We start from the raw sequence: 12,391 nt of genomic DNA on the forward strand, positions 1-12,391 counted from the left end.
CGCGACTCCCCCGTGGGGTCGCGGCGACGACGGCCCTCAGCGATTTCACAGCGCGCGTGTGTCACCATCAGCGGTCGTCCCGTCCCTGGGTTCGGTCGTGGTGAGGAGGCATTGATGCGGGTGCGAATACCCGGGCGGGTCGTCCCGCTGACCGAGGCGCAGCACGCTATTTGGTTCGCACAGCAGCTCGCACCCGAGATTCCCTACGTGATCGCCCAGTACGTGGACCTGCGTGGTCCGGTACGCCTGGACCTGCTGACGGAGGCGTCCGCACGAGCCGTCCACGAACTGGGATCGTTCACCGTGCGGGAGGTGGATGGTCGGCCCCACCAGGTTTTCGGCGCCGGAACGTCGGAGCGGGTGCCGGTGGTCGATCTGCGGGACGAACACGATCCGGTCGATGCGGCCGAGCGGTGGATGCGGAAGGACTGCATCGCCCCCGTCGACATGTACGGCGAGTCACTCGTCCTGTCGACGATTCTGCAGGTGGGCGACGAGCGCACCTACTGGTACACGCGTGCCCACCACGTCGCAATGGACGGCTATGCGGCGATGATGCTGATGCGCCGCACCGCCGAACTGTACGTGGCGGGAATCGACGGCGACCGGCCTCCGGAATTCCGGGCGGTCGATCCGGGACGGATCGCGGCGGACGACGCCGGCTACCGGTCTTCGCCCCGCTTCCAACGCGACCGCGCCTACTGGCGGGAGCAGGTCCGCGACCTGCCGCCGACGGTCGGCCTCAGCGGACGACGTACCCCGAATCCCGGCGCCTCGGTGCTGGTGGCACGGGGCAGCGCGGACCGCAGCAGCGACCTCTTGCGTCCCACCGGCGACGGGAACGCGCACAGCCCGACGGTGGTGGTGGTGGCGGCGTTCGCCGCGTATCTCGCCCGCATGACCGGCGCCGACGACGTGATCCTGTCACTTCCGGTGTCCGCCAGGACGTCTGCGCGTCTGCGCGGCACCGGTGGTTCCGTGTCGAACGTCCTCCCACTCCCCTTGCGCGGTGTCGGCACCGGCACGGTGCGGGACGCGGTGCGGGCGGCCCGAACGGCCTTGACGGGGGCACTGCGTCATCAGCGGTACCGCCGCGAGGACATCGGTAAGGACATCGCCTCTGCCGGAACGGGTCTCACCCACTTCGGTCCGGTCCTCAACCTGATGCTGTTCAAGCAGGAGATCACTCTCGGTGCGGTCACCGGACGCGTGCAGGTGCTGACGACCGGTCCGACGGCCGACTTGGCGGTCAACATCTATCCGGGACCACCCGGCTCGGTTCCGCGCATCGACGTCGAGGCGAACCCGGCGCTGTACGACGAGGACGAGGTCACCGGGCACCATCGACGGTTCACCATGTTTCTCGCACGCTTCCAGGCCGCCGCCGGAACGGACCGCTCGGTCGCCGAACTCGACGTGTTCCACGATGCCGAACGGGAGGCGTTTTCTCCCGCCTGCGGACGGCCGGATTCGGAACCGGCACCGTTGGATCGGATCCTCGCCGCGACCGTCGTCACCCGCCCGGACGCCGTCGCGGTGCGGGATCGAGGACGGGTGGTGACGTACCGCGAACTCGACGAGGCCGCCGACCGGTGGGCGCGGGTGCTGACAGGTCACGGCGTCGGACCCGAGGACCTGGTGGCGGTGTCGATTCCGCGGTCGTACGAATCGGTGCTGGCCTTGTGGGCGGTGGCCAGGACCGGCGCGGCGTATGTGCCCGTCGATCCGACCCACCCCACCGACCGGATCGCGTACACCCTCGGCGACTCCGGTGCGGCGCTGGGTCTCACCGTCCGCTCTGCGCGCGATCGTCTTCCCACCACCATCCGCTGGCTGAGCAGCGACGACGGTGACGACCATCCGCCGACCGTGGAACGCGACCGTCCCGTGCATCTCGGGCACCCGGCCTACGTGATCTACACCTCCGGCTCCACCGGGGTTCCGAAAGGGGCCGTGGTCACACACGACGGTCTCGCCAACCTCGTGCAGGAGATTCGGGACAAGTACGCGGTCGCAGCGGATTCGCGGGTGCTGCATTTCGCGTCGCCCAGCTTCGACACCGCACTGGTCGAGGTGCTCGCGGCGTGCATCGGCGGCGCCACCCTGGTGATCGCGCCGACCGACGTGTACGGCGGGGCTGAACTGCGAGAACTGCTGCGCGCCGAACGCATCACCCATCTGCTGTCGACGCCGTCTGCGTTGGCGACCGTGGACCCCGACGGACTCGACTCCCTGGAACTGGTCCTCGTCGGAGGCGAGGTGTGCCCGCAAGACCTCGCGGATCGGTGGGCGGTCGGCCGGACGATGCGGAATGCGTACGGACCCACCGAAACCACGTGCAGCGTCACCCTCACCGACCCCCTCGACCCGGGCGGACGGGTGACGATCGGGTCCCTGATGCGCGGTGTGCGGGCGACGGTCTGCGATCCCCTGCTACGCCCCCTCCCACCGGGAGCTGTCGGCGAGCTGTACCTCGCGACGCCGGCCCTCGCCCGCGGATACCACCGACGACCGGCATTGACCGCCACACGGTTCGTCGCGGACCCGTCCGGTAAGCCGGGCTCCCGCATGTTCCGCACCGGTGATCGGGTCCGGTGGACGAACTCGGCCACCCTCGAGTTCCTCGAACGCACCGACGATCAGGTGAAGGTCCGCGGATTCCGCATCGAGCTCGGCGAGATCGATGCCGCGCTGCGCAGGAACCCGGACATCGACTTCGCCACCACGATCGTGCACCGCACTCCGGTCGGAGACCCGGTCCTGGTCTCCTACATCATGGTGCGGCGCGAGTCGCAGACCACGCCCGAGTCGGCGAGACACGCCATCGCACGGTTCCTGCCGGAGTACATGGTTCCGGGATCGATCACGGTGCTGGACGCGGTTCCCCTGACACCGACGAAGAAGCTGGACCGCGGCGCGCTCCCCGCCCCCGACTTCGGCACGACGACCGTCCCTCGGCGCGATCCGGAAACGACGACCGAGCGCACGGTCGCCGACGTGTTCGGCCGACTGCTCGGTGTTCCCGCCGTCGCGGCGGGCGATTCGTTCTTCGACCTCGGCGGAGACTCCCTGTCGGCCACGAGGGTGGTCGCGACATTGAACGCCGAACTCGACGCGACGCTCGGTGTGCGTGAGCTGTTCGAGACCCCGACCGTGTCGGCGCTCGCGGAGCGGATCGACGACCGGGACGCTTCCCGATCCGGCGCGGTGCGGGCCCCGCGCATCGCCGCCACCGCCGTGCCCGACCGGGTGCCGCTGTCGCCGTCGCAGCAGTTCATCGACCGCAGTGCCACCACCCCGCCGCTGTACAGCATTCCGTTCACGGTGCGGGTGGCGGGGGCAGTGGACGTCGACGCGCTGCGCTCCGCAGTCGCGGACGTCCTGGCGCGCCACGGTGCGTTGCGCACCGTGTTTCCGGACTCGGCGGCGGGGCCGTACCAGCGTCTGCTGTCCGTCGACGATGCCCTACCGGATCTGGCGCCGATCCCCGCCGGACCCGACGACGTCGCCGACCGGGTGGACCGGGTGCTCGGGGCGCCGTTCGATGTGCGGACCGAACCCCCTTTGCGCGCAACGCTCTTCGCGCTGGACGCGCGCGATCACCTCCTCGCGTGTGTCCTCCACCACATCACCGCGGACGGATGGTCGCTGGCGCTGGTCGCCCGCGATCTCGTCACCGCGTATGCGAGCCGGACCGCGGGTGCGCCCCCGGGCTGGGAGCCGCCCCGGGTGACGTACCCGCAGTACAGTGTGTGGCGCCGCGACATGCTGGGCGCCGAGGACGATCCGGGAAGCGTCGCGTCGCAGCAACTCGCGTACTGGACCGAGGAACTGTCGGGGCTACCCGGCGCGGTGGGGTTGCCCCTCGACCGCCGCCGGCCACACCACTGGACCTACGGCGCCGGCCGCGCCACGTTCCGGATCGACCACACCGCGCATCACACGCTCGCGTCGCTCGCACACCGGCATCACGCCACGGTGTTCACCGCACTGAGATCTGCGGTCGCGATCCTGCTCGCCCGACTGAGCGGGGACACCGACATCGCCGTCGGCACCCCGGTCGCCGGTCGGAACGACCCTGAACTGGACGACGTCGTCGGGATGTTCGTCAACACCGTCGTCCTGCGGACCCGGGTCGATCCCGGGGACACGCTCGCGGACGTGATCCGCGACTCCCATGACATCGAACTGCGTGCCTTCGCGCATGCGGATGTGCAATTCGAGCGACTCGTCGAGGTGATCGACCCGCCCCGGTCGTCGTCAGTGCACCCGTTCTTCCAGGTCGCGCTGTCGCTGAACAACTTCACCCCGGCGACCCTGGACGTCGCCGGCCTGCGCTTCGACATCACCCCGCGTCCCCTCGACGTGGCGAAATGCGATCTCCACTTTCATTTCACCGAACGGCACGACACCACCGGCCGGCCGGCGGGAATCGACGCCGAACTGGTGTACGCCACCGACCTCTTCGACGGGGCCACCGCAACGTCCTTCGTCGACGCCCTGCTGGCGGTCATCGGAGGCGATCCCGGTGCGTGAGCAACACTGAACCCCATGGATCGGAATCTGCTCCACCCGAGGTCGTGGGACGTGCGCGCCCGGTCCGCGGCGGCCGCCGCCCTGGTGGTCACCATCTGCCTCGTCGTCGCGGGCGGAGCATTACTGCTGGTGCTGTACCGGACACTGGAGCACTCGGCGCGCGACGCCGCGGACGCCCGCGCCCGGCAAATCGTCGAGCAACTCCGCACCGCGGAACCCGAGGACCTCGACAGCTCGCTGTTCGCGACCGACGGCCAGGTCGGTGCCATCCAGGTCATCGACTCGGCCGGCACCGTCGTAGCCACCTCCCCCGGCGCCGACCGTCTCCCTGTCACGTTCGAGCCGGTGCCGCCCGGCGAATCCCGGTACCTCGGCAACATCGACCTCGGCGACGAACCCGACTACTGGATCGTCGAACGGGGTGCGCAGTCACTACAGGGTCCCGCGACCGTGGTGGTCGGGGCGGACCGCGAACCCATCGAGGGCATCCTCGGCACCGTGGCCCTCCTGATGGCGATCGGTGGCCCCGTCGTGGTCGCGATGGTGGCGGTGGCGAGCTACCGTCTCGTCGGCGCGGCGCTGCTGCCCGTCGAACGAATCCGGGCGCGGGTGGCCGCCATCTCCACCGACCGACTCGATGAACGCGTCCCGGTGCCGCACACTCAGGACGAGATCGCGCGGCTCGCCGAAACGATGAACAGCATGCTCGGCCGTCTCGAGTCCGGTCACCGCGCGCAGCAACGATTCGTCTCCGACGCGTCGCACGAACTGCGGAGTCCGCTCGCCACGATCACGGCCGCTCTGGAGTTGGCGCACACCCGGCCCGAACTCGTCGACACGTCGCTGGTCGACGAGTCGTTGCTACCGGAGGCGCGCCGCATGAACCATCTCCTCGCGGACCTGCTGCTCCTCGCCCGGGCCGACGAGAACGGGCTCACCCACACATCGGTGGACGTGGACATCGACGACCTGATGTACGCCGAGAGTGCCCGCGTGCGCGACATGTCGCCGGAGTTGGTGGTGCGGACGGCGATCGCGCCGGTCCGCGTGGTCGGCGACCCGCAGCAACTGGCGCGGGTGGTGCGCAATCTCGTCGACAACGCGCGGCGTCACGCCCGGCGTGAGATCCGCCTGAACTGCCGGACGTCGTCCGACGGCGCCGTCCTCGAGGTCGCCGACGACGGGCCGGGGATCGCTGTGCCGGATCGGCAGCGGATATTCGAACGGTTCGTCCGCCTCGATACCCCCCGTACCCGCGACTCGGGCGGTGCGGGACTGGGCCTGGCAATCGTCGCCGAGATCGTCGCGACACACGGTGGCACGATCGACGTCACCGACAGCGGCACGGGCGGATCGCAATTCGTGATCACCCTCCCCGCGGACGGTACCCGTCAGTCGTCTCCGGACTTCAGCCGGTAACCGACCCCGCGCACGGTGTCGATGCTGTTTCTGCCGAACGGGGTATCCACCTTGCGTCGCAGATAACCGATGTACACCTCGACGATGTTGTCGTCGCCCTCGTAGTGGGTGTCCCACACCGACTGCAGAATCTCCTGCTTGGTGACCGCGGATCCGGCGTTCCGCATCAAGAACTCCAGGACGCTGTATTCGCGGGGCGTCAGCGCGAGCGCGGTGCCGTCCCGGGTGACCCGATGCCGGGCGGGGTCCAGCTCCAGGCCGTCCGCCGTCAGGACGGTGGGACGCCGCGGTGCGCCGCGGCGGACCAGCGCCCGCAGCCGGGCCACCAGCACCACGAACGAGAACGGTTTGATCAGATAGTCGTCGGCGCCGAGGTCGAACGCGTCCGCCAGGTCGTATTCGCCGTCCTTGGCCGACAACATCAGCACCGGAGTCCACACTTCACGACGCCGCAGGTCCCGTACGATGTCGTACCCGTGTTTCCCGGGCAGCATGATGTCGAGGACGACCACGTCGAAGTCGCCGCTGAGCGCCGCCTCGAAACCCGACAGGCCGTCGTGCTCGACGTCGACGACGAACCCCTCGGCCGTCAGTCCACGGCGCACCGTCTCGGCGAGACGCCGTTCGTCCTCGACCAGAAGAACTCGCACACGCGCTCCTCCCTGTGCCCCGCGACTTTCAGTACAACAGACCGCCGCGGGGTGGGCCACGCGCTCTCAGCGTTCCCACAGCGGGCGGTGACGACACTGGCCGGATGCCCCACACCTCCATCGCCACCGCCGGGCTTCGTGTGTCCGCGCTGACGCTGATCCTGGCCGTGCTCTGTGTGCAGGTCCGCGACGGCGGCCCACTGACCGGTGCCGACGTGCCCGCGACGTCGTGGGTCGTCGGTCACCGCTCCGCCACCCTCGACCATGTGGCTCTCCTCGTCACCGACCTCGGCAGCCCCGTCGCCACCGTGGCCTTCGCCGTGATCTGCGGGCTCGCCCTCGCCTGGCGCCGGCGTTCCGCTATCCCCGCCGCCGTCGTCGTCGGGACGGTCGGGGCCGCCACCGCGGCGAGCACGGCCCTGAAGCTGGTCGTCGAACGCAGCCGGCCGGCCGTCGACCTGCAGGAGGTCCTGGAGACGGACTACTCGTTCCCGTCCGGGCACGTCACGGGCACCGCGGCCCTGCTCGGGATCACGGCGGCGATCCTGCTCGGCCGCCGGCATCTCCGCGTCCGGGTATGCGGCGCGGCGGTGGCCGGGTGCGGGGTGGTGATCGTTGCCATGACCCGCGTCTACCTCGGTGTCCACTGGATGTCCGACGTCGTCGCCGGCGCGATCCTCGGCGCGGTGTTCGTGACGGTAGGCGCCGCCACGTACGAGCGTGTCCACCGTCCGCTCGCCGCCGTCGCTCCGCCGAAACCGCTCGCGGTCGTCGACCGAGTGGGAGGCTGAGGTGGGGAACAGTTCTCTGGTTCGACCCGGACGACAGGAGACCACCATGCGACTGACCACACTCGGCGACCTTCCCGCGCGCATCGCGACCGGGGGTTTCATCCTCCATTCGGGGATACAGAAATGGTCGGCGGACGAGCAGGCCGCCCAGGGCCTTCACGGTATGGCGGCGGGGGCGTTCCCGTTCTTGAACGCGATTCCGCCGGAACGGTTCATCAAGTTGCTGTCGGTCGCCGAGATCGGCACGGGCGCAGCACTGCTCACACCGTTCGTACCCTCCGCCGTGGCCGGGGCGGCGCTCACCGGGTTCTCCGGCGGCCTCGTGGCCATGTACGCGAGGACGCCTGCACTGCGTAACCCCGGCAGCATCTGGCCGAACGAGAACGGCATCGCCGTCGCCAAGGACGTGTGGATGCTCGGCATCGGGCTGGGTTTCGTGCTCGACGGGTTGTCGCGTTCCCGCTGCCGCTGACGGTCTGACGTCGATCGGACCGAGTGCGGAGACTCCGCCGGCTACTGCTCGGGCACGACGCAGAAGTCGCTGTCGGAGAAACCCGAGGGACGCACACCGAGCGCCTGATTGAGACGTCCCCGGTGGTTCTCCCAGGCGATGGCCGCGGCGAGTTCGGTCAGCTGCGCCTCGGAGAACTCGGCGAGCAATGAGCGCCGCAGGTCCTCGCCGATGTGGGCGGGCGTGCGGGTGATGGCCTCGGCGAATTCCAGCACCAGCTTCTCGGTGTCGTCGAATTCGCTGCTCTCCCGAAACGTCGGGAGGGCGCGCAACTGCGCGTCGCTCACTCCGAGCGCGCGGCTGAACGCCGATCCGATGTCGAGGCAGTACTCGCAGTTGGTCAGCGCGGCCGCCTTGATCTCGCCGAGCGCCTTGAGACGCGGGTCGACCCTGGCGCTGGTCGCGAGCGCGAACTCGTGGAACCCGACGGCGGCGAGTAGCTGCGGTCGGCGCCGCAACCAGCGCAACAGGTCTGCCCGGTTGCGGCGGGCGGTGGGAAAGACACGACGAAACGAGTCCATCTGACCGAGGACGCTCATGCTGTCGGTCTACACCCATCGCCGGGGCGGGACAACCCTGAAGCCGTTCGGCAATCGTGGTGTCCCGGCGACGGGAGTGTTCTACGTTCGGAACGGAGGCCCACCGCACCCCGAGGAGTCGGCATGAAGGCTGTCATCTGCACCGAGACTCGCCTGGAGGTGGATGACATCCCGGCTCCGATCCCGGCGAGGGGTCAGGTGCTGATCGATGTGTCCCGGTGCGGGATCTGCGGCTCGGACCTGCACGCCCGCGTGCACGCCGACGCGATGGCGGAACTGGCGGCCGAAACCGGCTACCGCGACTTCATGCGCTCCCACCAGCGGGTCGTGCTCGGGCACGAGTTCAGCGGCACCGTCGCCGGCTACGGGCCCGGTTGCCGGAAGCGGTGGCCGGTGGGTACCGCGGTGGTTGCGTTGCCCATCGTCCGCACCGGGTCGGACATCCACCTGACCGGGCTGTCGGCCTCGGCGCCGGGCGGCTACGCGGAACAGGTGGTGGTGCAGGAGTCGATGACCCTGCCGGTGCCCAACGGGCTGTCGGAGGAGGCGGCCGCGCTGACCGAGCCGATGGCGGTGGCGTGGCACGCGGTGCGGAAGGGCGACGTCGGCACGCGCCGGACCGCGATCGTCATCGGATGCGGCCCGATCGGTCTCGCCGTGATCAGCATGCTGAAGGCATCCGGTGTCCGCACCGTCGTGGCCGCCGACTTCTCCACCCGACGGCGGGAGCTCGCCCGGCAATGCGGTGCCGACGTCGTCGTCGACGCTGCCGCGGCGTCGCCCTGGACGTCCTATCCGCGACGCAGGGAGACGACCTCCATCACGGAGGTGCTCGCCCTCGGACTGGACACCATGGAGAGGCTGCGTCGAATCCCGAAGCTGCCGTGGTGGCATGCCTTCGCCCTCGCCGACGCGGTGGGCGCGACACCGTCCGGGCCGGTCGTCTTCGAGTGCGTCGGCATGCCCGGAGTCATCGACGGCATACTGGCCGGCGCGCCGCTGCGGTCACGTGTCGTCGTGGTCGGGGTCTGCATGGAGACCGACACCTTCCGGCCCGCCCTGGCGATCAACAAGGAGATCGACCTGCGCTTCGCCATCGCCTACGACCCCCGCGAGTTCCGCGACACACTCCACATGCTCGCCGACGGAAAGGTCGATCCGACGCCGCTGATCACCGGCACGGTCGGGTTGGCCGGTGTCGAATCCGCGTTCACCGCGCTCGGCAGCCCCGAGGTCCACGCGAAGATCTTGATCGACCCCGAGAACACGACCGCCGCGCTGTGATTCGCCGATGCCCATGACATCCCACCACCCCCGGCTCCAGTGGGCCGTCCCGGCGCTTCTCCTCACGCTGATCTACGCCGCGTCGCTCACCGTGTACGGGCTGAGCAGCCGCACCGGCGACGACGACGGACCGTTCGAGATCGGCAGCGACGAGGTCGTGGTCCTCGTGACGGCGAAGTCGCTGCAGCCGACGACCGACCGGGTGCAGGCCGAGGTGACAATCACCGTCGGTGAGGATTTCCTCCACGCCAACGGCGACACACTGAACCGGGACATCACGCTGCTGCTCGTCCCGAGCACCAGCCACGAGGAGATCGTCTTCCGGGCGGGCGCCTCGGCCACGACCTTCGACACCGAGTTCATCGCCACCGGCAACGCGGCCTATTGGCCGTTCGACCGGTTCGAGGTGAATCCAATGGTGGTGGAGGCGTATCAGGGGCTCGGCGCCGACCGTGAACTGGTGCCCACGGCCCTCCTGCTGGAGGGCCGCGTCGACGGGTGGAAGGCACGCGCCGAGGAGGTTGCGGTCGATACGGACCTGTCCCGGAACGGTACCGGCGCCGCGCTGATGTTCGCGCGCACGGGCGGGAACCTGATCTACGCCGGAATCCTGTTGCTGATGATGACGATCCTCGCGGGCCTCGCCGCATTCGTCGCGTTGCAGACGTTCCGCCGTAAGCGCGCCGTCAACACGGACATGCTGGGCTGGATGGCCGCGATGCTGTTCGCCGTCGTGCCGTTGCGTGGAATCCTGCCGGGAAGCCCGCCGATCGGGTCGTGGGTCGACATCGCCCTCACGGTGTGGGTGGTCTCCACACTCGTCGCGTCGCTGGCCCTGTTCGTGTTCTGCTGGTGGCGGGACAGCGAAGCGCCCGCACAGCACGAGGTGGTTGCCACGAGAGCGCCGGGTTCGGAATAGTCGAGGACATGGTGCGCCGGACCGGAACAGTGCGGCCGCCCTGGTATCTCGCCCACGTGAACAAGGTGATCGTGGGCCTGCACCGCCTGGGCGTTCCGATGCCGATGCCTGCGCTCACCGTCCCCGGCCGGAAGACGGGGGTGCTCCGGTCGACCCCCGTGTCACCGTACGAGGTGGATGGCCGGCGCTACGTCGTCGCGGGATACGCCGAATCGGACTGGGCGAAGAATGCCCTGGCCGCCGGGCGCGGTGAGCTGACGCGGGGGCGTCGCCGCGAACGCGTCCGGCTGGTCGCCCTCCCCATGTCGGAGCGGGGCCGGATCCTCCGCGAGTTCCCGATCCGGGTGCCGCACGGAGTCACCATGTTCCTCAAGGCCGGAACGGTCGCGAACTCCTCGCCGGAGGCGTTCGCGGCCGCCGCGGACCGGTGCGAGGTGTTCCGCATCGAGCCACTCGACTGACGGGGTCACCGAACCTCGAGTGTGCCCACCATGTTCGGGTGATACGCGCAGTGGAACGCGAAGGTGCCCGGCTGACCGGGAACGGTGAACGTCGCGGTCGCACCCGGTTCGACCTCCACGTCGAACAGGTCGCCGGTGTCTGCCGTCACGGTGTGTTCGGCGGTGTCGTCGTTGCGGACGGTGACCTCTTCTCCCGGCGCGAACGTGCCGGGCAGGGTGTATTTGAAATCGGAGATCAGGATCTCCTGCCCGCCCGCTTGACCCGCCCCCGCAGGCATGGACATCGGCATCGACATGGACATCGACGGCATGCCGGACATGGGATGGTCGCCGCCGTGCGCCGATTCCGCCGAACCGGACGAGTCATCACCGTCACTTCCGCACGCGGCCAGCGCGAAGACGGCCAGCAGGATCGGCAGGACAAGTGTCAGAACGCGTTTCATGGTGGTCGCCTCCGGATGACGATGAGAGATGACGATGAGAACGGATGCCCGACGCCCCGCTCCTCGCGGGAGTAGTACCCGTTTTCACGGCAGGCACCCCTCGGCGCGCCCGGCGACCCGTCAGCCGCCGTTCAGCGCCTCCTGCGACTCGAGGTTCGCCACCGGGGTGCGGAGCGAGGCGACGGCGTCCGCGTAGAGGGACGACTTGATCTCACCGAGTGTGCGTCCGCGGGTCGCGACGAGCCCCTGCGCGTGTTCGACGGCCCTGGTGAGCACCTGCTGCTCGGGGGCGACCTCGTCGACGAACCCGAGTTCGCTTGCCGCGACGCCGCCGTACCGACGGCCGGTCACCAGGGCGGTGTGCACGGCCCGCGCGGGCAGGCGGGCCGCGAGCAGCGCGATGCTGCCCGGCGCGTAACTCGCCCCGATGGTGATGCCCGGCAGGCAGAAGTAGCCGCGGTCCTCACGCATTACCCGGTGATCGTGGGCGGCCGCGAGGATGGCGCCGCCACCGAAGGTGTGCCCGGTCAGCGCGGCCACGGTCGGCAGGGGGAAAGTGAGGATCCGGGCGAACAGGGCCTGCACCCGGTCGATGTAGGAGTTCAGCTTGTCGGTGTTGGCGACGACCCAGGCGGTGTCGAGACCGGTGGAGTAGAACTTTCCGAGTCCCGTCGTCACCAGGGCGGCGGGACCGTCGTGCTGCTCGATGCGGTCGAGGAGGCTGTCGACCCTGTCGATCCAATCCGGGTGGAAGGCGTTCTCGCTGTCCGGTTCCCCCTCCTCGCCGAAGTACAGGACGAACACATCTTCCGAGCGCTCCACGTAAGGCATGCGGCGA

The 12,391-nt window shown here is 69.5% G+C and carries 11 protein-coding genes; 7 read left to right on the forward strand and 4 right to left on the reverse strand.

What is annotated here, in order from left to right; translation table 11 throughout:
* Positions 1 to 114 precede the first annotated feature (114 nt).
* Complete coding sequence (locus PSR88_RS00295; protein ID WP_016884263.1) at positions 115 to 4,536, forward strand: non-ribosomal peptide synthetase; 4,422 nt, start codon at positions 115 to 117, stop codon at positions 4,534 to 4,536.
* Positions 4,537 to 4,551: 15 nt separating this feature from the next.
* Entirely contained in the window at positions 4,552 to 5,955 is a 1,404-nt protein-coding gene (locus tag PSR88_RS00300; protein WP_016884262.1) for a sensor histidine kinase, read from the forward strand.
* Here the strand turns inward: PSR88_RS00300 and PSR88_RS00305 are convergent.
* Positions 5,928 to 6,605 (reverse strand): response regulator transcription factor, encoded by a 678-nt coding sequence (locus PSR88_RS00305; protein ID WP_009472616.1) that lies wholly within the window; start codon positions 6,603 to 6,605, stop codon positions 5,928 to 5,930. The genes PSR88_RS00300 and PSR88_RS00305 overlap by 28 nt on opposite strands.
* Positions 6,606 to 6,709: 104 nt before the next feature.
* Here PSR88_RS00305 and PSR88_RS00310 point away from each other — a divergent pair, with 104 nt between their 5' ends.
* On the forward strand, positions 6,710 to 7,396 hold the full coding sequence (locus PSR88_RS00310; RefSeq protein ID WP_029539658.1) for a phosphatase PAP2 family protein: 687 nt from the start codon (positions 6,710 to 6,712) through the stop codon (positions 7,394 to 7,396).
* A 46-nt stretch (positions 7,397 to 7,442) separates the two neighbouring features.
* Entirely contained in the window at positions 7,443 to 7,868 is a 426-nt protein-coding gene (locus PSR88_RS00315; protein ID WP_016884261.1) for a hypothetical protein, read from the forward strand.
* 41 nt (positions 7,869 to 7,909) lie between these two features.
* Here the strand turns inward: PSR88_RS00315 and PSR88_RS00320 are convergent, their stop codons facing one another.
* Positions 7,910 to 8,446: a carboxymuconolactone decarboxylase family protein gene (locus PSR88_RS00320; RefSeq protein ID WP_016884260.1), complete on the reverse strand. Its 537-nt coding sequence runs from the start codon at positions 8,444 to 8,446 to the stop codon at positions 7,910 to 7,912.
* Between the two features lie 123 nt (positions 8,447 to 8,569).
* Between PSR88_RS00320 and PSR88_RS00325 the strand changes: the two genes are divergently transcribed.
* The 3 genes from PSR88_RS00325 to PSR88_RS00335 are packed head-to-tail and all read left to right on the forward strand — an operon-like array spanning position 8,570 to position 11,110.
* A complete protein-coding gene (locus PSR88_RS00325; protein ID WP_016884258.1) occupies positions 8,570 to 9,730 on the forward strand; it encodes a zinc-binding dehydrogenase in 1,161 nt (386 codons plus the stop codon).
* A 13-nt stretch (positions 9,731 to 9,743) separates the two neighbouring features.
* Positions 9,744 to 10,649: a DUF4436 family protein gene (locus PSR88_RS00330; RefSeq protein WP_192815096.1), complete on the forward strand. Its 906-nt coding sequence runs from the start codon at positions 9,744 to 9,746 to the stop codon at positions 10,647 to 10,649.
* An 8-nt stretch (positions 10,650 to 10,657) separates the two neighbouring features.
* Positions 10,658 to 11,110, forward strand: coding sequence for a nitroreductase/quinone reductase family protein (locus tag PSR88_RS00335; RefSeq protein ID WP_016884256.1), 453 nt, complete (start codon positions 10,658 to 10,660; stop codon positions 11,108 to 11,110).
* 5 nt (positions 11,111 to 11,115) lie between these two features.
* On the opposite strand, the gene PSR88_RS00340 is transcribed toward PSR88_RS00335, so the two are convergent.
* Positions 11,116 to 11,553 (reverse strand): cupredoxin domain-containing protein, encoded by a 438-nt coding sequence (locus PSR88_RS00340; RefSeq protein WP_016884255.1) that lies wholly within the window; start codon positions 11,551 to 11,553, stop codon positions 11,116 to 11,118.
* Positions 11,554 to 11,673: 120 nt separating this feature from the next.
* Positions 11,674 to 12,384 carry an enoyl-CoA hydratase/isomerase family protein gene (locus PSR88_RS00345; RefSeq protein ID WP_016884254.1) on the reverse strand — a complete coding sequence of 237 codons (711 nt, stop codon included), beginning with the start codon at positions 12,382 to 12,384 and terminating at the stop codon, positions 11,674 to 11,676.
* Positions 12,385 to 12,391 lie beyond the last annotated feature (7 nt).

The organism is Rhodococcus sp. DK176, assembly GCF_038447315.2.
Lineage (GTDB): Bacteria > Actinomycetota > Actinomycetes > Mycobacteriales > Mycobacteriaceae > Rhodococcus_F > Rhodococcus_F jostii_A.

Bases quoted from the DNA above. Each gene is read 5' to 3' on its own strand.
- PSR88_RS00295 (WP_016884263.1), top strand. From the start codon at position 115: ATGCGGGTGCGAATACCCGGGCGGGTCGTCCCGCTGACCGAGGCGCAG.
- PSR88_RS00300 (WP_016884262.1), top strand. From the start codon at position 4,552: ATGGATCGGAATCTGCTCCACCCGAGGTCGTGGGACGTGCGCGCCCGG.
- PSR88_RS00310 (WP_029539658.1), top strand. From the start codon at position 6,710: ATGCCCCACACCTCCATCGCCACCGCCGGGCTTCGTGTGTCCGCGCTG.
- PSR88_RS00315 (WP_016884261.1), top strand. From the start codon at position 7,443: ATGCGACTGACCACACTCGGCGACCTTCCCGCGCGCATCGCGACCGGG.
- PSR88_RS00320 (WP_016884260.1), bottom strand. From the start codon at position 8,446: ATGAGCGTCCTCGGTCAGATGGACTCGTTTCGTCGTGTCTTTCCCACC.
- PSR88_RS00325 (WP_016884258.1), top strand. From the start codon at position 8,570: ATGAAGGCTGTCATCTGCACCGAGACTCGCCTGGAGGTGGATGACATC.
- PSR88_RS00330 (WP_192815096.1), top strand. From the start codon at position 9,744: ATGACATCCCACCACCCCCGGCTCCAGTGGGCCGTCCCGGCGCTTCTC.
- PSR88_RS00335 (WP_016884256.1), top strand. From the start codon at position 10,658: ATGGTGCGCCGGACCGGAACAGTGCGGCCGCCCTGGTATCTCGCCCAC.
- PSR88_RS00340 (WP_016884255.1), bottom strand. From the start codon at position 11,553: ATGAAACGCGTTCTGACACTTGTCCTGCCGATCCTGCTGGCCGTCTTC.
- PSR88_RS00345 (WP_016884254.1), bottom strand. From the start codon at position 12,384: ATGCCTTACGTGGAGCGCTCGGAAGATGTGTTCGTCCTGTACTTCGGC.